The organism is Candidatus Neomarinimicrobiota bacterium (assembly GCA_022567655.1).
In the GTDB taxonomy this organism is placed as follows: Bacteria; Fidelibacterota; SORT01; order SORT01; family SORT01; genus JADFGO01.
The window spans coordinates 1-21,522 of record JADFGO010000028.1 but is presented as its reverse complement, the minus strand read 5'-3'; the positions used below and the strand labels follow the sequence as shown (position 1 = coordinate 21,522).

Annotated in this window: 19 protein-coding genes and 1 tRNA gene; all 20 read left to right on the top strand. The window is 47.0% G+C overall.

What is annotated here, in order from left to right; genetic code table 11:
* Positions 1 to 456 (top strand): cytochrome c biogenesis protein CcdA (locus IID12_04575; protein ID MCH8288363.1); only part of this gene is annotated, 456 nt, incomplete at its 5' end.
* A 32-nt stretch (positions 457 to 488) separates the two neighbouring features.
* Positions 489 to 992: a TlpA family protein disulfide reductase gene (locus IID12_04570; GenBank protein MCH8288362.1), complete on the top strand. Its 504-nt coding sequence runs from the start codon at positions 489 to 491 to the stop codon at positions 990 to 992.
* 174 nt (positions 993 to 1,166) lie between these two features.
* The gene (locus IID12_04565) at positions 1,167 to 3,434 is read left to right on the top strand and encodes an NADP-dependent malic enzyme (protein MCH8288361.1); all 2,268 of its coding nucleotides are present in this window, start codon (positions 1,167 to 1,169) and stop codon (positions 3,432 to 3,434) included.
* 318 nt (positions 3,435 to 3,752) lie between these two features.
* Positions 3,753 to 3,827, top strand: a tRNA-Val gene (locus tag IID12_04560).
* Between the two features lie 109 nt (positions 3,828 to 3,936).
* Positions 3,937 to 4,464, top strand: coding sequence for an NADH-quinone oxidoreductase subunit I (locus IID12_04555; protein ID MCH8288360.1), 528 nt, complete (start codon positions 3,937 to 3,939; stop codon positions 4,462 to 4,464).
* Between the two features lie 177 nt (positions 4,465 to 4,641).
* The gene (locus IID12_04550; GenBank protein MCH8288359.1) at positions 4,642 to 5,487 is read left to right on the top strand and encodes an MBL fold metallo-hydrolase; all 846 of its coding nucleotides are present in this window, start codon (positions 4,642 to 4,644) and stop codon (positions 5,485 to 5,487) included.
* Entirely contained in the window at positions 5,484 to 5,921 is a 438-nt protein-coding gene (locus IID12_04545) for a DUF2203 domain-containing protein (protein ID MCH8288358.1), read from the top strand. Before IID12_04550 ends, IID12_04545 begins: the two co-directional genes overlap by 4 nt.
* Before the next feature lie 172 nt (positions 5,922 to 6,093).
* Positions 6,094 to 6,897, top strand: a complete 804-nt coding sequence (locus IID12_04540; GenBank protein ID MCH8288357.1) for a DUF3552 domain-containing protein — start codon at positions 6,094 to 6,096, stop codon at positions 6,895 to 6,897.
* Positions 6,898 to 6,943: 46 nt separating this feature from the next.
* Positions 6,944 to 7,444 (top strand): NADH-quinone oxidoreductase subunit B, encoded by a 501-nt coding sequence (locus tag IID12_04535; GenBank protein MCH8288356.1) that lies wholly within the window; start codon positions 6,944 to 6,946, stop codon positions 7,442 to 7,444.
* 12 nt (positions 7,445 to 7,456) lie between these two features.
* Complete coding sequence (locus tag IID12_04530; GenBank protein ID MCH8288355.1) at positions 7,457 to 8,944, top strand: leucyl aminopeptidase; 1,488 nt, start codon at positions 7,457 to 7,459, stop codon at positions 8,942 to 8,944.
* A gap of 28 nt (positions 8,945 to 8,972) precedes the next feature.
* A complete protein-coding gene (locus IID12_04525; GenBank protein ID MCH8288354.1) occupies positions 8,973 to 10,952 on the top strand; it encodes a heme lyase CcmF/NrfE family subunit in 1,980 nt (659 codons plus the stop codon).
* A gap of 317 nt (positions 10,953 to 11,269) precedes the next feature.
* Entirely contained in the window at positions 11,270 to 12,616 is a 1,347-nt protein-coding gene (locus IID12_04520; protein ID MCH8288353.1) for a tetratricopeptide repeat protein, read from the top strand.
* Positions 12,617 to 12,738: 122 nt separating this feature from the next.
* Positions 12,739 to 13,089, top strand: coding sequence for an iron-sulfur cluster assembly accessory protein (locus IID12_04515; protein MCH8288352.1), 351 nt, complete (start codon positions 12,739 to 12,741; stop codon positions 13,087 to 13,089).
* A 113-nt stretch (positions 13,090 to 13,202) separates the two neighbouring features.
* Positions 13,203 to 14,231 (top strand): zinc-binding dehydrogenase, encoded by a 1,029-nt coding sequence (locus IID12_04510; protein ID MCH8288351.1) that lies wholly within the window; start codon positions 13,203 to 13,205, stop codon positions 14,229 to 14,231.
* A 14-nt stretch (positions 14,232 to 14,245) separates the two neighbouring features.
* Positions 14,246 to 15,631 carry a dihydrolipoyl dehydrogenase gene (lpdA, locus tag IID12_04505; GenBank protein MCH8288350.1) on the top strand — a complete coding sequence of 462 codons (1,386 nt, stop codon included), beginning with the start codon at positions 14,246 to 14,248 and terminating at the stop codon, positions 15,629 to 15,631.
* Positions 15,609 to 16,364 carry a lipoyl(octanoyl) transferase LipB gene (gene lipB, locus IID12_04500; protein MCH8288349.1) on the top strand — a complete coding sequence of 252 codons (756 nt, stop codon included), beginning with the start codon at positions 15,609 to 15,611 and terminating at the stop codon, positions 16,362 to 16,364. Before lpdA ends, lipB begins: the two co-directional genes overlap by 23 nt.
* Positions 16,365 to 16,452: 88 nt before the next feature.
* Positions 16,453 to 18,417 (top strand): dehydrogenase E1 component subunit alpha/beta, encoded by a 1,965-nt coding sequence (locus IID12_04495; GenBank protein MCH8288348.1) that lies wholly within the window; start codon positions 16,453 to 16,455, stop codon positions 18,415 to 18,417.
* Between the two features lie 30 nt (positions 18,418 to 18,447).
* A complete protein-coding gene (locus IID12_04490; GenBank protein ID MCH8288347.1) occupies positions 18,448 to 19,974 on the top strand; it encodes an acetate--CoA ligase family protein in 1,527 nt (508 codons plus the stop codon).
* A gap of 29 nt (positions 19,975 to 20,003) precedes the next feature.
* Positions 20,004 to 20,993 (top strand): site-specific DNA-methyltransferase, encoded by a 990-nt coding sequence (locus IID12_04485; protein MCH8288346.1) that lies wholly within the window; start codon positions 20,004 to 20,006, stop codon positions 20,991 to 20,993.
* Positions 20,994 to 21,522, top strand: a 529-nt coding sequence (locus tag IID12_04480) for a CoA-binding protein (GenBank protein ID MCH8288345.1), incomplete at its 3' end; no start/stop codon positions are given. It abuts the gene before it with no gap.

Genomic DNA, 21,522 nt, shown 5'->3' with positions numbered 1-21,522 from the left:
GCGGGACTGATACTGGTTTTCTTCGGATTGCATCTTGCCGGAGTTGTTCCCATCAAATTTTTACAGTACGAGAAACGCTTTAATATTAATCCGAAGGAGGTTGGATTCGGCGGAGCATTTCTTATAGGCCTCTCATTTGCTCTGGGATGGAGCCCCTGCATCGGTCCGGTTTTAGCGGGTATCCTTGCTATTGCCGGAGTACAGGGTGGAGCCGTAAAGGGGATCGTGCTGTTGTCTGCATACTCTCTCGGACTCGGGGTTCCGTTTATACTCACCGCGCTGGCTACAAATAGGTTCATGAGTTTTTCTTCACGGATGAGAAAACACCATAAAGCCATTGAAATCATCAGCGGCTCATTTCTCGTGGGAGTAGGAGTGATGATTTTCTTCAACCTGTTTTGGACTATGACGCTCTATTTCACAAAATTATTCCCGTGGTTAACTTCGATAGGTTGAGTGTGAGAAGAACCGGACAGCTAGCGCTTCTAATGATCACCGCGGTGTTCTTTTTCGATCTTAATCCGGATTTTGCAGCGGCAGACCCGGGAGACGATCATTATCAGATGGCGCCCGACTTTACTCTGCCGGCGATAGACGGCGGTGAGATTACTCTTTCGGATTACAAAGGCAAGATAGTTGTGCTGAACTTCTGGGCTACTTGGTGCGGGCCTTGTAAATTTGAAATACCAATCTTGAACGATCTATACGACATCTACGGTAAAGACAATTTTATTGTTATCGGCATAGCTATCAATTCCGGCTCTAAGGATGATATTGAAAAATTCGCCAAAAAATATGAGATAACATATCCGGTGGTGTATGGTTCTGACAAGGAATTAGGTAAAATCGTTTATATGTACGGCAATTTCACATCGATACCTTCTACGTTCTTTATAAATAGGAAGGGTGAAGTAACGAATTTTTTCAGAGGAGCTCAGAGCAGAAATACGCTGGAAACGGCTGTTCAATCTCTCCTGAATTCAAGTCTCTAAATTTCCCTGTTGTACCCGAAGTCCCGCCTCTTTACCTTATAAAAGGGGGTTTTGTGGGAACATATTTAAAGGGAAGGGTTCAGTGTATTTTCGACCGTTAACGTCCGAAATGCGATAGTGCGCGCGGGCTCAAATCAACTACCGACACTTCAAACTGTTTAATGAGGTAATATAATGATACGTAAAGAAGACGCTTTAGAATATCACTCGCGGGAGCCTAAGGGCAAGATAGAGGTGAACGTCACAAAACCGTTTCACACTCAGAGAGACCTCTCTCTCGCTTATACTCCGGGAGTTGCTGAACCCTGTCTCGAGATTATGAAAAATGCCGACAACGCTTACGAGTACACCGCGAAGGGTAACCTCGTTGCCGTGGTGACGAACGGAACCGCAGTCCTCGGATTAGGCAACATAGGCGCTTTAGCGGGAAAACCGGTGATGGAGGGGAAGGCGGGTTTGTTCAAACAGTTTGCCGACGTGGACGTTTTCGACTTGGAAATTGCGACCGAAGATGTAGAGGAGTTCATAAGGACCGTCAAGCTACTCGAGCCTACGTTCGGGGGGATAAACCTCGAGGATATAAAAGCACCTGAATGCTTCACGATAGAGAATAGGCTTCGGGAGGAGATGAACATCCCGGTTTTTCATGACGACCAACACGGTACGGCGATTATCTCAGGTGCCGCGCTGATAAATGCCCTCGAAATCTTCGGTAAAAAGATAAAAGACGTTAAGATTGTTATATCGGGAGCCGGAGCGGCTGCGACCGCCTGCGCCTGGCATTACATCAACCTCGGGGTCAACAAGAAAAACATCAGGATGATAGACCGGCAGGGAGTTATCTATAAAGGAAGAAAAAAGGGAATGAACGAGTACAAATCGGAGTTTGCCGTGGAGACCGATGAACGGACACTGTCAGACGCAATGAAAAACGCGGACGTGTTTTGCGGTCTGTCGGTGAAAGGGATACTCACTAAAAAAATGGTCAAGTCGATGGCAAAGAACCCCATAATTTTCGCTATGGCTAATCCCGACCCCGAAATCACGTATGAGGACGCTATAGAAGCTAGGCCGGACGCAATTGTCGCCACCGGCAGATCGGATTATCCGAATCAGGTGAACAACGTTCTCGGGTTCCCCTTTATCTTTCGCGGAGCGTTGGACGTTCGCGCAAAGACGATCAACGAGGAGATGAAGATAGCGGCGACAAGAGCTTTAGCCGACCTGGCAAAAGAAGACGTTCCGGACGCCGTTGCCAAAGCGTACAACGTGGATTCTTTTAAGTTTGGACGGGAATATATCATACCGAAACCTGTCGACCCGCGTGTTCTTATATGGGAAGCCACAGCAGTGGCAAAAGCCGCGATGGAAAGCGGAGTCGCCCGCATCAAGATAGATATAGACGAGTACAGAGAGTCCCTTGAAGACCGTCTGGGTATGTCGCGGCAGGTAATGCGTCTGATGATCCGAAAAGCGAGAAGCAAACCGATGAGGATCGTTTATCCCGAAGGTACGAATGAAAAGATTTTGAGAGCTTGTCAGATAGTCATAGACGAAGGGATCGCCACGCCGATCCTTCTCGGTAAAAAAGAGAAGATACTGAAAAAGATCAAGGAGCTCCGGCTCGATTGCAAAAAAGCGGTTATCATAGACCCGCGCGAATCGAAGTTGAAAGAGGCTTACGCGGAAAAGTTTGTGCTCCTGAGACAGCGGAAAGGGGCTACATACGATGACGCATACTACAGCATGGGGAATCAGAACTATTACGGATCGATGATGCTTCACATGGGAGACGCCGATGGACTTGTATCGGGGATTTCACAGCAATATAACCAGACTATCCGACCGGCGCTTCAGATAATAAATACCAAAAAGGGCATAAACCGTATCAGCGGCGTTTACCTGATGATATTCAAAAACAAGATAAAGCTATTCGCCGATACTACCATGAACATAGAGACCACGCCGGAGATACTCGCGGAGACAGCGTTACTGACGGCGGACCTCGCAAGGGAATTCGACATGGAACCGAGAGTCGCTATGCTCTCTTTCTCAAATTTCGGCAGCTCCAACCACCCGGAGGCGAAAAAGGTCGCCGATGCGGTAAAGCTCGTGAAGAAACAGGCGCCTGACTTGATAATAGACGGCGAGATGAACGTTGACGCCGCCGTCGTGAAATCGGTTATGAAAGAGAATTACCCTTTTTCGGCGCTTCAGAAAGAAGCTAACGTATTGATATTTCCCGACCTGACGTCAGGGAACATCGCTTACAAGCTCCTGCACAGACTCGGCGGAACGGAAGCGGTCGGGCCTATACTCGTCGGCTTGGAAAAACCTGTTCACGTCCTGCAAATAGGCTCCTCCGAGGTCAAAGACGTTGTGAACATGACGGCGATAGCGGTCGTGAACGCGCAGGGTTTGGAGGGGCTATCAAAAGGATAACCACCCCTTTATCCCCTCCTTGAAAAGGAGGGGAGACCAAAATCCCATCTATCAACCAGCCCGCCCGTCTGACCGCTTGCCGGGCAGGACATCGGTCTGGCGGGGAGGGGTGTTCCGAAGGTCACGAATGACTCCTTTGGAGAACTCCTCCTGAGTTGTCCCTACATACACTAACTACAGTCGCTTATCTATCCTATGTGGCAGTCAGGACTTGTCCTGACGCCTAACAGAGACAATCAATGCGGTCAGGATAAATCCTGACTCGCACACTTATCTCTCTTGATTTTTATTCTTGTTGGTTTTATACTTTGCGGGGACGGGCGCATAGCTCAGTTGGTTTAGAGCACCGCCCTTACAAGGCGGGGGTCACTGGTTCGAGTCCAGTTGTGCCCACAAACCGGCGGCGGAAGAGCCGTAAATATCTCCAACTCTTGTTGACTTCTCAACCGGTGATTATTATATTCTACCGAAAGGCTTTATAAAGAGGGATAATAAGAAATAGATGATAGTACGCCGCCCAAATTCAATTTGGGATAAGATATATATACCAGCGATTTTGAGAGGTTTAGCGCTCACCTTTAAACATTTGATGGGAAGTCGTTTCACTCTTCAGTATCCTGAGGAAATAGTGAAACACCATCCGGGATATAGGGGAGCGCACAGGCTAAATAAGGACAGCATGGGCAGAATAAAGTGCGTTGCGTGCGAGATGTGTTCTACCGCCTGTCCGGCAAACTGTATAACAATTTTACCTTCAGCTTCGCCGTCTGATTGGAAGGATAGGGAAAGAGTTCCAAAAATATTTGAGATCAACATGTTAAGATGCATTTACTGCGGGATGTGTGAAGAAGCATGCCCGGAAGATGCAATAGAATTAACTTATATTGACGATTTGGTATCTTATACCCGCTCGGAAATGATATGGGATAAGGAGCGGTTACTTAGGCAATTCGATCTCACCCAGAACGACCAGCCAATGAAGACAGCGCAGCATGGAGCATCTATGAAAGCGCTTCATGGGGCCGCTTAGAAAAAACACCGAACATAAAAAAGTAACAGCAAGCCGAACAGCTCCGGGGCAACTCCTTACGGAGAAGTTCCCTGTTTTATCTATTGCGCCTACACCTGAATTCGATCCTGAGACCCGGGATTATCATGTCACCGGGCTGGTTAAGAACGAACGGATGCGGGGAGACTAAACCGACAGATGCAGTTAGGCAGATATAAGATAACTCCGATAGAGTGCGGTTACTTAGGCCTCGATGGAGGATCGATGTTCGGAGTTGTCCCAAAGACATTGTGGGAGAAAACGAATCCATCGGACGAATCGAACAGGATCAAACTCGCAATGCGCGCCATGTTGATTCAGGGAGACGGGAAAAACATAATCATAGACTGCGGCGCCGGGCATAAATTAAGCGAGAAATTCAGCGATATCTATGCTCTTGATTATTCGAGTGCCTCTCTGAAATCCTCTCTCGAAAAATCGGGATTGGAACCTGATGAGATCACCGACGTTGTCCTCACTCATCTGCATTTTGATCACACCGGCGGCGCAACCCGGAATAACGGCGACGGCGCTGTCGTAGCTACATTTCCAAAAGCTACTTATTACGTACATGAAGTACAGTGGGAGACGGCTCTTAATCCCTCCCCGAGGGACAAAGCGAGTTATTTAAGCGAAAACTACGAAGTCCTGCTGTCAAACAATCAACTGACATTTATTAAAACCGAGGGAGAACTGTTCAAAGATATTGAAGGAATAGTTGTAAACGGCCACACGCCCGGGCAGGTTTTGCTCAAGATAATAGGAGGAGACGACGTGATGTTATATTGTGCGGATCTGTTTCCGACATCGTCACACATTCCTCTTCCATATATTATGGCTTATGATCTTACTCCGCTTGAGACTATGAAAGAAAAAGAGAGAGTCCTGGATCAGGCTGTAAGGGAGAACTGGATCATGTTCTATGAACACGATCCGTACCGTGTGGCTACGAGAGCAATAAAAGACGAAAAAGGTTTTCGGGCAGGCGAGGAGGTGACAATATGAGCCGCTCCGGAGACGACAAACTGTTTACAGTTAATGATGCGAGTAAGCTGCTGCCGCAGCTCTCTACGATCATCGACGAATTTAGAGATAGAAGGGATACTTTTTTTAAACTCAATCGAGAACTAAATGAACTAAGAGAAGTTGTTGGTAATGAAGCATATAGGAGTGAAGAGCTATCAAATAAAGAAAGAATTTTAGTGGCGACTTCAAAAGAGTTAGAAAACCTCCTCGACGAGGTTTCCAAACAGGGTTGCATGCTCAAAGACGTTGAACACGGTTTGGTAGATTTCATTTCAATATTTAGAGGGAAAAAAGTATTTCTCTGCTGGCAGCAAGGTGAAGAGGAGATATCATGGTATCACGATATTCAGTCAGGATTTACCGGAAGAAAAAAGATAAGTGATCCTGACGAATTCAAAGATACGCTATCATGATGTCTTGTAAACTTAACATTCGTGGCGATAGTGCGATGAAAAATAAACCTGAAATATGTGAAAGAATAATTTTTAAGTCGCCTCTCGCCGTGAGAAAGACGGGCAAAAGTAAGGAGAATAAAAATTATGAATAAAAAAACTCCTGAAAAATGCCCCTATGGGAGGAATGGTCATGTTTGGATATATCGAACTTTCAGCAATTATTGCAGCGCTGGCTGTAGTCACCGCAAGCATAGTCTGGGTGGTAACGAGGACCAAAGGAGCGAACTACGGCGGTGGTAAAGCCTTCAGAAAAGGGAATAAAGCAGATAACAGAAAAAATCGGGGAAACGGTACCGGAGATCAGAGTAAGTGGATTCAAAGAAAAGAAAGAGAGCTTAAAAAAAGAGAGAAAACCCTCTCCGAAAGGCAACGCGTAATTAAGCAGCAAGAAAGGATCCTCGCTGAAAAAGAAGCGGAGTTGAATAATCTGATATCCGAGGAAACGAACAAGCTCTCAAGTATTTCCGGGCTATCTCAGGACAAAGCCCGGAAGAACCTGATGAAAAATCTTGAAAGACAATTAGAATCGGAAATGCGTGAATTAAAAGAACGAATTGAAGAAAATGCGCGTGAAACAGTCAACAAGGAAGTCGTCGGATTGATAGAAGAGTCTCTGAAAAAACACTCGGAAGGCTCGGGTAAAAAGATTATATTTTCGGTATATATGCTTCCGCGGGCAGAGATTAAAAGCTGGGTTATCGGTTCAAGCGGGAGAAATATAAGAACGTTTGAGTCGTCAACCGGAGCAAAGCTTGTCATATCCCAATTTTCGGACTCGGTTATCATCTCAAGCAGCGACAAAAACAAAGTTAAAATGGCTGAAGTGGCATTGGAGGAACTTATTACCTTCGGCAAAATTACTCCGGAGCTCATCATGGACAAAGTAGCCCATCTCAAAGATGAGTTTGTTGAGTTTTTTGACGAAGAAAGGTAGGACAGCCTTCTTGATAAACAACACGGATAGGAGAGTGTGAATAGGGATGAGCGAACTGAATTTCGAGCCTGAAATGAAAGATAACCTTATAACGACCCGAATCAAAGAATTCGTGGCGTGGTCGAGAAAGAATTCTTTATGGCCTATGCCGTTCGGGACCGCATGCTGCGCTATCGAGCTGATGGCGACTCTCTCTGCGAGATACGATCTTGCGAGATTCGGAGCCGAAGCGATAAAATTCTCCCCGCGTCAGTCTGATCTGATGATAGTGGCAGGGAGGATATCGATTAAAATGATGCCGGTGTTAATCAAGATTTACGAACAGATGCCTGAACCGAAATGGGTGATTTCAATGGGTGCCTGCGCATCGAGCGGGGGTGTTTTTGATACTTATACTCTTGTGCAGGGGATCGATCAGTTCTTACCGGTAGATGCTTACGTGCCCGGCTGTCCGCCGCGTCCAGAGGGTCTGATTCACGCCGTAATGAAAATACAAGATCTGATAACCGAAGAGACAAAAGGAAGAACACTTGCCGACGTGCTTTAAAAGGGGCGATCATTGAAAGTTATCGTAAGGGATGGGAGTTTTCTAAAAGGAGTTGAGGGGGTGCTGATAATAGGCTCTTTCAAAAATGAGAAACTTCCCGGATGGGCAAAATCCCTTCCCGGCGGAATCGAGGAACTGATTTCAAGAACAGTCAAGGAAGATTTGTTTGAATGGGATTCGGAAAAGACACTCTCGATTCGAGGGCAAAAGAATTCAAAAGTAAGAACTGTTCTTCTAATAGGTCTCGGGGAAAAATCCGAGTGGAATGAAGAGAAGGCGCGAAAAGCGGGGGGGATTTCGAGAACATCTCTGAGTTCAAGCCGACACAAAAAAGCGTCGATGTTGATATTCGGCTCGGAGGCAGATCCGGCGGTGGCGAAAGCGCAGACCGAAGGTTTCATTCTCTCGGGTTATAAATTCAATAAGTACAAAACCAAAGATGACAGTGACGATAACGTAAGCGAATTCACCTCGTTGGAGCTTATAAACCCGCAGGGAAATGCAAAAGCCGAGTTGAAAAAGTCGGTTAAAAATGGAGCAATAATATCCGAAAGCGTGATGTTCACCCGGGATCTTCAAGTTGAGCCGGGTAACACCGCAACCCCTTCTTTCCTTGCCGCTAAAGCCCGGAAGATAGCGAGTTCTTCGCCGAAAATCAGAGTCAAGGTATTTGACAGAGCTAAGATAAGAAAACTGAAAATGGGAGCGTTAATCGGCGTGTCGGAAGGCAGCGTCGAACCTCCTAAGCTGATATTATTAGAGTACCGGGGCGCTTCTGCCAGACGAAAACCGATTGCGCTTATTGGAAAAGGCATAACTTTCGACAGCGGCGGTATAAGCATTAAACCCTCGGCGGGTATGGAAGAGATGAAATACGATATGTCGGGAGCCGCTGCCGTATTAGGGGTCTTCAGGGCTTTAGCGGAGATCGATGTAAGAGAAAATGTCGTAGGGATCATACCAGCTACGGAAAATCTGCCGGGCGGAAACGCCCTAAAACCCGGTGACGTACTTAAGACTTATTCAGGTAAGACGATCGAGGTGATAAACACTGACGCTGAAGGGCGGCTTGTACTTGCGGATGCAATCGCATATGCCGTAAGAAATTACAAACCTTCGGCAATAGTGGACCTCGCAACGTTGACCGGATCGGTTGTAGTAGCCCTTGGTACCCACGCGACAGGATTGATATCAAACAACAGGGAGCTGACAAAAAAACTGATAGGCGCCGGCGAATCGACCGGTGAGAGAGTATGGGAGCTTCCCTTGTGGGATGAATTCCGGGATCAGATAAAAAGCGACGTTGCAGACATGAAGAACATAGGCGGCAGAGAAGGGGGAACGATTACCGCAGCGGCATTGCTCGAAAAATTTGTCGAAGAAACTCCCTGGGTTCATCTCGATATAGCGGGAACCGCCTATATAAATAAGCCGCTGCCTTATTCGCCGAAAGGACCGACCGGTGTAGGCGTCCGCCTGCTCATGGAATTTCTAAAATGAAAATATACCCTCCGAAAGGATCTGACAAATGACTGAAGTAGGACAGTTTGCCCTGCAATTAGGCCTGATGGTATCAGCAGGCTCGATAATACTTGTGTACATGGGCGTAAAGCAGAATAGACCCGAACTCATCCGGAGCGGTGAGAACGGCGTAATAGCGGTTTTCGGATTGACGCTGATATCAGTGTTGTCGCTCGAATATCTGATGCTGACGAGCGATTTTAACGTCGAGTACGTTGCCAAATACACAAGCCTCGCTCTTCCGGTGATTTATAAAATTGCCGCGTTATGGGGTGGACAGGCGGGCTCTCTGCTGTTCTGGCTTTTCCTGCTGACTATTTACAGTATTGTGACTATCCTAACTTATAGGAACAAACAAAGGAAGCTTATGCCGTGGGTAGTGGGAACGACGATGACGGTGTCTATCTTTTTCCATCTGCTGCTCGTTTTTGTGGCGAACCCGTTTGTGCGGCTCGACATCATGCCGATAGATGGAAACGGGCTTAATCCTCTCCTGCAAAATCCTTATATGGCCATTCATCCCATAATGCTCTACCTCGGATACGTAGGCTTCGTGATACCATTTGCGTTCGCTATCGGCGCTCTCGCAACAAAGCATATGGGAACCGATTGGATCAGGGCTATCAGACGATCTACGATAATAGCCTGGCTTTTCCTTACGATAGGCAATATCCTCGGGATGAAGTGGGCTTACATCGAATTGGGATGGGGCGGATATTGGGCGTGGGATCCGGTTGAAAATGCCGCAATCCTACCCTGGTTTACCGGTACGGCGTTTCTTCATTCTGTTATGATTCAGGAAAAGAAGGGGATGCTCAAGGTTTGGAACATGGTTTTGATAATAATAACGTTTTTGCTCACAATATTCGGGACGTTTCTGACACGGAGCGGCATTTTGTCATCAGTTCATACGTTTACGGAATCCGCAATAGGTCCGATGTTCTTCGGGTTTCTGGCATTTATGAGCATTTCAAGCTTCGGGCTTTTGTTCATGAGGCTGGATTCGCTTAAGAGTGAGAGCCAGTTAGAGTCGCTCATATCACGGGAGAGCACTTTCCTTTTTAATAATTTACTATTAGTAGGCGCCGCATTCGCCGTTCTATGGGGCACGATCTTTCCCCTTGTTTCGGAGTTGTTCAAGGGAGTTCAGGTGACGGTAAGCGCTCCGTTTTTCAATCAGATAACCGTGCCGATAGGGCTGGCGTTGATATTACTGACCGGAGTTTGTACGATGATCTCGTGGAGAAAAATGACGGCTTCGAAATTCAGAAAAAACTTTCTCTATCCTTCGATATTTTCCGGCGTATTGGTCATTGTGCAGTTAGCTGTCGGACTGAGAGGATTTTACACTATCATGGGCTTTACCTTCCTGTTTTTCACTACGTACTCGCTTGGAATGGAATTCTGGATGGGTACGACAGCACGGATGCGGATGACGGGTGAAAAGGCGCTGCAAGCTCTCAACCTCCTTGTGGGGAAAAATAAAAGGCGATACGGGGGGTACATAGTTCATTTCGGAATGGTTCTCATATTTTTCGGATTTGTCGGATCGGGGTCGTTCCAGTTCGAGGAACAGGTATATCTTCGTGAAAATGAGTCGGTAGATATACGACACTTCAGATTGATATTCTCCGGACTTGAGTCGGAGAAAATCGATGGATACGAGTCGGTTTATGCTGACCTGAAGGTATATAAGAACGGCGAATTCGTCACGGCAATGAAGCCCGAAAAACGGTTTTACCCCCGCCAGGAGCAACCGAACACCGAAGTCGAAATATATTCGACTTTTATGGAAGACCTCTACGTTGTCTTAGCGGGCTGGGATGATAACGGAGCGACAATAAAGGTGTATGTCAATCCTCTCGTGCGATGGATATGGATAGGGGGATTGGTAATAGTTTTCGGAACCGGAATTGCTATCGCTCCGGACCAGACATTCGGAAGACTGAAAAGAAAGAAAAGCAGAAAGAGAGCGGCAGCGAACTAAAAAAGTTTTTTTATTCGCACTATCAATGAAAAGATAGAGGCTTTCTTCCAAAATCTTCCGAATAGAAATAGATGTAGAATGCTGCTCAATCTCCTGCTCATCTTGGAGGAATAAAGAGCGGGATAGGTCCGAAGGTTTCTTCACGCATCACAAGCATATCGTGATTTACGCTACCGAGGAGTGCCGGCTGAAAAAATAATTTCCCGTTATTCCTTTTAAAATAATTGAATATTGAGTCAAAAGTTATTAACTTTTAGACAGGATTTTACAATATAATTGCAACAGACGGTTTAAATAATTTATGGAGACTAATTGAAATGAGCGATGATGTCAGGGTAAGTGTGGAAGAAGGACTTTCGAGGATAAAGCCGGATCAGATGACGGTTATAGTTGAAAGAGCTCGCGAGCTTAAGATCGGCGGCAAGAATCCGGATATAGACTCACTCAATAAATCCATTTTTAAATCTGATGACGCTGTGAAATCGGAAATGCTCTACAGGATTGGAGATAATCTGATTGATAACGGAGAACACGAGATCGCATTATCCCTTCTCGAAGCTGCCGGGAGCGGGATGAAGGGAACAGATCATGAACTGTCTTTGCAATATTCGCTCGGTCTTGCTCTTTATCTTAACAGTCGACCGAATGAATCCATAGAAGCGTTTTCAAGCTTGCCTAAAGGTAAAATCGACGAGGAGCTCCAACCGAAAGTTTATCATTATCTCGGGCTCTCTTATTTTGATACGGGAGATTTCGAAAATGCGATAAGCAACCTGGAAAGTGCGACAAAAGAGTACGAGGCGCAAAAATCGTACGAATCAGCAGCTCACTCAATGGAAGACACAGGACGGGTATATCATGAACAGGGTGAGTATGACAGCGCTCTGAAAATATTTGATGAGGCATATGATTTTGCGAAAAAGAATATGTTGGAAGGTGAATTACTGAATATCTCGGCGCTTCGGGGATATGTTCTATCGGAGTTGGGCAGGCTGAGACCCGCTGCGGAGGCTCTGGAGTTTTCGATAGGAGACCGTACAGACCCGTATGATACAATTGACCGGATGAAGCATCTCGCTCAGATATATACCTCGTTAGGTTCATCCGATAAGGCGGAAACTGCATATAAGGAACTTCGGAATATAGCTGAAATGGTCGGCGATAAAGAGGAAATTATCAACGCTTTAGATCAGCTCGGAAACCATTATCATTCAGCTGAAAAGTACCGGGAAGCAAAGGAAACATTAAGAATGTCGTACGCCCTGCGAGTGAAATATCAGGAAGAGAGCGGAACGGAGTTTCCCGGAAGCTGGGAGTTCTGTCAGCTGCTCGAAAGGGTTAATAAGCTGGTGGAGTACTTAGAAGCAGATTACTCCGATAAGCTCGGTATTAAGCCGCATCCCGCATATGAGATCGATGAAAAAATGAAACAAAGCATGAAGAAGCTTATCGAGCTGCTTGATATGGGGATTGACGAACCGACCGCATATGCCCTGAAATATTCGGGTAAGAGTCTAAAAGACGCTACAAACGATTTCCAAAGAGAATACATTAAACAGATATTAACCATGTACAAGTGGGAGAAGGGCCCGACCGCAAAACATCTCGGAGTCTCCACGAGCAATTTATATCATTATCTTTATAAGCTGGATATAGAGCGATAATCCGTACAGGTTCAATATTTAACAGCTTTTACTTGCGTTTTACGCACCGTTTCTTATATTAGAGGAGACGAAAGCAGTGCTTGAAAGGGAAATAAATGAAAGGTGAACTCACTACTGATTTAATGAAATCAGATGATCCTTTAGCTAAAGGAATAGATATTACGGTAGAAGCTTCGGGTTACGTCTCGCAGCTTATGGAAAAAGAGGGTAAGGGAGGGTTCGGATTGAGAGTGGGTGTGAAAGGCGGAGGTTGTTCGGGTCTTCAATATGAGCTCACATTCGAAGATGAGGCAAGGAGCGACGAGAAGATATTTAAGTCGAATGGGATGAGAATTTTCGTTGACCTTAAAAGCTATCTCTATCTGAGAGGTTTAACGCTTGATTATTCCGGCGGATTAAACGGAAAAGGATTCGTTTTCATGAATCCAAATGCGGTGAAAACGTGCGGGTGTGGAGCCTCTTTCGCAGCCTGAGTAGGTTTCAACTAAATATGAAAATAAAACGGTTCTTGATATCAAGAACCGTTTCTTGTTTCACGCTAATTTAGATTGGTATTTCCCGACTTCGGCATATAAATTAATGTGCTATGCAATCAATACGCATCCATGAACACGGCGGTCCGGATAAACTAATTTACGAAGAGGTTAAGGAACCCGCTATAGGGCCCGGAGACGTTCTTGTAAAAGTAAAAGCGTGCGCCTTAAACCATCTCGATATCTGGGTTCGTTCAGGTTCAACAGGCGCCGATTACGGTCTTCCGAGGATTCCCGGTTCGGATATATCGGGCATCGTGAGTGAAGTCGGAAGCGAGGTAGAAAGTGTTAAGTCCGGAGAAGAGGTGATCCTCTATCCGGCGTATTATTGCGATACCTGCGAAGCGTGTTTGGTTGGAAGACAAACTCTCTGCGATTCGTATGCGCCGCTCGGAACAAAATCGGACGGTGGAGATGCAGAATACATTTCCGTGCCGGAGCGAAACGTTATACCCAAACCTGAGAATCTGGATTTCAACGAAGCAGCAGCTTTTCCTCTTGTTTTTCTTACAGCATGGCACATGCTCGTCAGCCTGGGTAAAGTCAAGGAGGGTGATAAGGTTCTTGTTCACGCTGCCGGAAGCGGAGTCGGGATGGCTGCAATACAAATTGCGAGACTGTTTTGCGCGCGTGTTTATACTACTTCTTCGACCGATGAAAAATTGGAGAAGGCTAAGAAGCTTGGAGCGGATGTAGTTATAAATTATGAAAAAGAGGACTTTCAGGATGTGATATACAAAGACAGCGAAGGTGAAGGAGCCGACCTGGTAATTGAGCATATCGGTCCGGCGACATGGTCGGACAGCATACGCTCTCTGAAGAAAGGCGGACGTTTGGTCACTTGCGGAGCTACAAGCGGCCCCGTTGCGGAAATCGACCTGCGCAGGATTTTCAGCCGCCAGATCTCTATATTCGGTTCATACATGGGATATGTTTCGGAGCTCTTCGATGTACTGAGGTATATAAACTCCGGCGCGTTGAAGCCGATTGTTGATTCTACTTTTATGCTCAAAGATGCAGCCGAAGCGCATAAGCATATGGAAAGCAGGAAACAGTTTGGCAAAATCATTTTAAACCCATAATATTTTGAGACAAAATGACTGATAACAGATATGACATTGTAATACTCGGAGGAGGACCCGGCGGTTACGTTGCTGCCATCAGGGCAAATCAATTGGGCATGAGCGTTGCTCTTGTGGAAGATAAAGACCTTGGCGGAATCTGCCTGAATTGGGGATGTATTCCCACTAAAACACTTTTGAAAAGCGCCGAGGTGTACGATCAGATATTGCACGCCTCCGACTATGGAATGGAAGTTTCCGGCACTTCTTTTGACATGCGAAAAATTGTAAAACGAAGCCGCGTGGCTGCAGAGCGGTTGAGCAAGGGTGTGGGGTTTCTGATGAAAAAGAACAACGTAACGGTGTACAATAGCAGGGGTTCGTTGAACGCTGACGCAAATGTCGTTCTTTCGGGCGGTGAAGAATTGAAATCCGAAAACGTCATTATCGCTACAGGCGGTCGTCCGGTTACAATTCCGGGCATAGATGTAGATGAAGAAAAGATCATCACCAGCAAAACTGCCATGACGCTCGAAGAGATTCCTAAAGACTTAGTGATTATAGGCGCCGGAGCCATCGGCATCGAGTTCGGGTATTTTTTCTCGACATTCGGTTCAAAAGTGACTCTCGTGGAGATGATGCCTCAGATACTTCCGGTGGAAGATGCAGAAGTAGCCAAGAGCGTGGAGGAGTCGTTCTTAAAAAGGGGAATGAACATCAGAACAAGCACGGCGGTTAAAAATGTTGAAAAGACCGCTGACGGAGTGATCGTCACAATCGAAAAGGATGGCAAGGAGGATGAGATATCCGCTGATATAGTTCTGAACGCCGTAGGCGTAAGGGGGAACATTGAGGACATAGGATTAGAGGAGGCAGGAGTCGAAACGAGCGGTCGGTTCATCGATGCCGACAGCAGGTGCAGGACAACTCGTGACGGTGTGTGGGCAATCGGAGACGTAATAGGACCGCCGTTACTCGCCCATGTGGCTTCGGCAGAGGGTATCGCCGCTGTCGAGATTATGGCGGGAAAACGCGATCATGGAATCGATTATTCCTCTATCCCCGGCTGCACATATTGCCAGCCGCAGGTAGCAAGTTTCGGCTTGACGGAAAAAGCGGCGAGTGAAAAGGGTTTGAAAGTTAAAGTAGGGAGATTCCCTTTTAGAGCGAACGGAAAAGCGCTTGCCATCGGACATTATGAAGGGTTTGTAAAAACGATCTTCAGCGAAGAAGACGGGGAGCTGGTCGGAGCTCATATTGTAGGAGACGATGCAACGGAGATGATAGGAGAACTCCTCCTTGCGCGAACCCACGGCGCGACTTATAAGTCTATAATGGAAACAATTCACGCGCATCCGACATTGGGAGAATCGATACCGGAAGCCGCGGGAGACGCTTATGGTGAAGCGACTAACATCTGACAAAGCCCGAAAAATAGTATCCGTCGAACTCGGGTCAGTTCCATTTGAAACCGCGTTAAAGATTCAGCATCAGCTGATGAACGATAAGAAAAACGGCATGGAGGAAGATTACCTGCTGACAGTAGAGCACCCGCATACATATACCATCGGCGTAACCGGTTCATTGGAAAATCTGCTTGTGGATGAGGAGTATCTGAATTCCAACGGGATAAAATTGCAGCACATAAGAAGAGGCGGTGATATAACCTATCACGGGCCCGGACAGCTGGTGGCGTATCCGATACTGAATTTGAACAATTACTATAAAGACCTGCACCGTTACCTCAGGGATCTGGAGGAGGTGCTGATATCGACCGTGAAATATTTCGGGATAGTTGCCGGAAGGGAAACTGGTTTAACCGGAATTTGGGTCGGAGATGAAAAGCTGGCGTCCATTGGCATAAAAATGTCGAAGTGGATAACCATGCACGGCACTGCTCTGAACGTTTCTACTGATCTTTCATATTTTGATAATATAATATCGTGCGGTGTCAGGGATAAATCGGTGACCTCTATGTCAAAAATTTTGGGAAAGAGACTCGGCGTCGATGAAGTCAGCCCTGTTTACGTAAAATCGTTCTCAAAAGTTTTCGGCAGTGACATAGTGAAAAATCTAAGGGATAACCTCCTGCCCGAGCGGAAACCTGATATTATGCGTGAAGAATTGACATCTTCAATCTCGATAGGAATCTGATAAGATGGCGATTGAAGAAATGGTCGAAAACTTTATGGAGCGCAGCAGGCTTACCACTCCCGACCAGATGATCGAAGCATATAAACTCATGTTGATATCCCGGCGGCTCGATGATAAAATGCTCACAATGATCCGTCAGGGGAAGGGGTTTTTCCATATCGGGGGAGCCGGTCACGAAGCTGCCCAGTTAGCGGCTGCGTTTAACTTGCAGAGCAAGAAAGATTGGGCGTTCCCATATTACAGGGACGTGGCGTTTGTGCTGGGACTCGGGATGACTCCCGAGGAGTTGATGCTGTGCTTCATGAGCAGAGAGGACGATCCTAATTCCGGCGGGAGGCAGATGCCGGCTCACTATGGTCATCGGGAGTTGAACATAGTTTCGCAGTCAAGCCCGACAGGAACGCAGTACTTACAGGCGGTAGGCGTTGCGATGGGAATGAAAAAAAGAGGCAGCGAGGAGGTCGTATATGTTTCCTCCGGCGAGGGAACGACGAGTCAGGGGGACTTTCATGAGGCGCTCAACTGGGCTTCGCGCGAAAAACTTCCCATAATTTTCTTTATCGAAGATAACAAGTATGCAATCTCCGTACACATATCGGAACAGGTTTCGGGCGGCTCGGTGTATAATATGACGAAGGGGTACGAAGGTTTATCGAGATATAAGATGGACGGAACCGATTTTACTTCTTCAAACAATTTAATGAAAGAAGTGATCGGCAGGGTGCGGCTCGGAGAGGGACCCGCTCTTGTGGAGGCTGAGTGCGTCAGGCTGCTTCCCCATTCGTCTTCGGATGACCAGAGGAAATACCGTCCGGAAGAGGAACTCGCTGCCGACATCGCCAATGACCCGATAGTAAAATTAAAGGATATCCTTTTACAGGCGAAAGTTCTGACTGAAGAAGAAGAGGCGTCGTTAAGAGAATCGGTTTTGGAAACCGTCAATAAGGCGGTAGAATATGCGGAAAGCAGGGAAGAATCCGAAAGCGATACCGCCTCCCGGTTCGTCTTTGACGAAAGCGGAAAAACTGAATCATTCGAGTACGAAAAAACCGAACCGTCAGGGGAGCCGGTGGTTTTAGTGGACGCAATCAATCACGCTCTGCATGAAGAGATGGATCGTGACGGGGATATACTCGTATTCGGTCAGGATATTGCAGACGGAAAGGGAGGCGTCTTTACGGTAACCAAGGGTCTGTCGACGAAGTTCGGTTCCGAGCGTGTTTTCAACAGCCCGCTTGCGGAGTCAAGCATCGTTGGAGTAGCGATCGGATTGGCATTATACGGATTTAAACCGGTTGTTGAGATACAGTTTGCCGACTACATCTGGACGGCAATGATGCAGATACGGAACGAACTCTCGACTATGCGCTACCGCTCCAATAACGCCTGGGAGTGTCCGGTCATCCTGAGAATTCCATGCGGCGGTTATATACACGGCGGACTTTATCACAGCCAGAACATCGAAGCGTATTTCTCTCATATTCCCGGATTAAAAATTTGTATGCCTTCCAATGCGGCTGATGCGAAAGGACTTTTAAAGACTGCTATCCGCGGTAACGATCCTGTTCTATTCCTCGAACACAAGGGAATTTACCGTCAACCGTTCGCGAAATCACCTGAGCCGGACGCAGACTATCTTGTTCCGTTTGGAAAAGCCAGGATAGTCAGAGAGGGATCGGGTATTACAATTGTAACGTATGGAGCGTTGGTCAAGCGGTCGCTCGACGCCGCCGAACGGTTGGAAAAAGAGACAGGCGTCTCCGCCGAGGTCATAGATATAAGGTCTATGGTTCCGCTCGATATGGAAACGATTCTCGGTTCGGTCAGAAAAACTGCGAAAGCGCTTATCGTACATGAAGACACGCTGTTTCAGGGATTCGGAGCCGAGATCGCCGCGCAGATTTCCGAGAACGGATTCGATTTTCTCGACGCTCCGATACGCCGTGTAGCAGCTGTGGATACTCCGATTCCGTATGCTCCGAAGCTAGAGGATTTCGTTCTTCCGAACGATGAGGACATTTATACCGCCTTGAAATCACTTTCAGAATATTGATCCTAATCTTGCCCCATTCAGGTCTTAACAGTGGCTAAGCTGCATGAATATGAGGGAAAAACTCTTCTTGAAGAGGCTGGTATCGGCGTACCGGAGGGCGGCGTAGCAAAAACTCCCGATGAGGTTTTTGAGATAGCCGGAAAATTAGACTCACCGGTGGTTATCAAAATGCAGGCATGGACTACGGGAAGGGCTGAAATGGGGGGCATAAAATTCGCCGACACTCCCGGGGAAGCAAAATCGAGATCGGCAGAAATTCTCGGCACTAAAGTGAAAAACTTCACCGTAGAAAGCGTGCTCGTCGAAAAGAAACTCGACATAGCGGAGGAATTCTACGCCGGTTTGATTATTGATGATAAGTCGAAAAAACCTGTTATGATCTTTTCTTCCGTGGGGGGCACCGGAATAGAAGAAATCGCTGAGAAAACGCCCGATAAGGTAAACAGAATTTCGATCGATGTTGTGGACGGCTTGAAAGATTACCAGGCGAGAGATCTCGTCCGGCTTACAGGTATCAGCGGTAAGCTGCAAACGAAATTAGCCGGTGTATTGGTCAAACTGTTCAATCTTTCGCGAAAATATGAGGCGCGCGCTGCCGAAATTAATCCTCTCGTCATGACCGAGGAAGGTGAGATTATTGCAGCGGACTGCCGCATAACCGTAGATGATTCCGCCGTGTTCAGGCATCCTGAATTAGGGATCGAGATCGCACGCGAGTTGGACCGTCCCCCGTCGGAATTGGATAAGATAGCGTGGGACGTTGAAAAAGACGATTACCGCGGGACGTTTTATTTTATTCAAATGGCGCAGGGATTTTCGAAAGATGAGAATTATATCGGTTTTCACGGAGCAGGCGGCGGCGGTTCGATGATGTCTATGGATGCCTTGATCAACAAGGGTTTCAAGATAGCAAATTTCACGGATACAAGCGGGAATCCTCCCGCTTCAAAAGTTTACAGGGCAGCGAAGATAATACTCTCTCAGGAAAACATAGTCGGTTATTTCGGCTCCGGCTCCGGTGTCGCTTCTCAGGAACAGTTTCACTCGGCGAGGGGACTCGTCAAGGCATTCAGGGAATCGAACCTGTCGATACCCACGGTAATCAGGCTTGGAGGTAATCAGGAAGATAAGGCGATAGAGATTCTCACGGAGTACACAAAAGACCTGCCCGCTCCGGTCGAAGGATATAAAAAGGACGACAGCGCCGATTTTTGTGCGGAACGGATGAGTGAGCTTGTGGCGGCTTTCGAAGCTGTTTCAAACGGCGAGAAAACGTTTGCGCCTCCTGTACATGAAAAGCCGTATAAATTTGAGACTCTGACGGGCGAGATCTCTTACGACCATGCGTTATGCGCTGACTGCGAAGATAAACCCTGTATCGCTTCCTGCGGACCGGAAATACTTAAACTCGAAAACGACTTGCCTGTCCTCGCTATCAGCAAAGAAGATGCGGCGAAGGGAAAGTGTACGGAATGTCTCGCCTGTGAACAGGAGTGTCATTTCCATGGAAACGGAGGAGCGTATATCAGTCTTCCGATAGCGGGATTAACGGATTAAAATATATGGAAACAGCTGCAAACAGCTCTATGAATGAGCGTGCCACTACAGAAAAACTTAAGCGATTAGACGTGCATGATGATCTGAGAAAGGAGATACTGCCGTTATGCAGATTGCAGCGGGGGGAGGTCTGGGAAGACAGTGTGAACGGACACCGCGTCGGAGTTCTTGATGCGACCGATTCTTCCCACATTCGGAAGATCATGGATGGCGAAAAAACCGATCTGGCGGTTAATGACCCGCCCTATAACGTTGCAGTCGGAAATGAGAACACGGTCAATCTTTCGAAAATAGACATAGAAGAATATCTGAGATTTTCTGAAAAATGGATACGTAATGTAGTGGACAACCTCAGCGGGAACGCTCACTTTTATTTCTGGCTCGGAACAGATTATAAGGATAATTTTCAGCCGCTGCCGGACATTATGATTCTTCTTCGAAAATTTAAAGAACTCACTCCGCGTAATATGATAACTATGAGGAATCAGAGGGGATACGGCACTCAAAAGAACTGGATGTGGGTACGGCAAGAGCTTCTTTATTACGTAAAAGGCAAGCCGAAATTCAATATCGATGCGGTTTACACCGATATTCCGAAAATCCTACGGGGATATTATAAAAAGGTTAACGGCGAAATTAAGGATAATATTGCGAGGGGTAAGTCTGAAAAGATCAGGGCGGGAAACGTCTGGGTCGATATTCAACAGGTGTTCTATCGCATGGAAGAAAACGTACCCGGATGCTACGCTCAAAAACCGCTTAAAGCCATCGAAAGGATAGTAGAATCCGGAAGCGGTGAAGGCGGTCTTGTCACAGATTTTTTTGCGCACTCCGGCACCACGTTGATAGCGGGAGAAAGATTGGGTAGAAAGGTATACACTGTTGATAATGACCCTGTCTTTGCCGAAATGGCTATCAGGCGTTTAGAACGATTCAGAGAGACGGGAAAAACAGGCTGGCAGTGGAACAATCCGTTTCCGGAGCTGGATGAAAAACTTATTCGGGAAAAGGTGATTTAATTGTCAATCCTGATTGACGAGACAAAAAAAGTTATCGTTCAGGGGATAACCGGGCGTGAGGGGATGGCACGGACGAAGCTTATGATGGATTACGGAACAAGAGTTCTTGCAGGTTGCACTCCCGGTAAAGGTGGGCAGGAGGTACTCGGAGTCCCGGTTTATGACACGCTGCTTGAAGCTGTGGATGTTCATGGAGCGTTTGACGTGAGTGTGGTTTATGTGCCCGCTCCACTTGTGAAAAACGCCGCACTTGAGTCGATCGAGGCGGGAGTGAAACTTATTGTGCTGGTACCGGACAGGGTTCCTATCTGGGATGTGATGGAGATAGCGAGAGCGGCTGAACTCAGCGGGGCGGAATTCGTCGGTCCGAACACTCTCGGTATTCTGAGCGTTGACAGGGCGGTGTTGGGGATGATAGGCGGTAATGCAACTTCCGCGAGAGAATGGTTCAAAAAGGGTAACGTCGGTGTTGCTTCCCGAAGCGGCGGAATTACTTCATCAATCGGCTACTATCTCTGTCAGGCGGGTA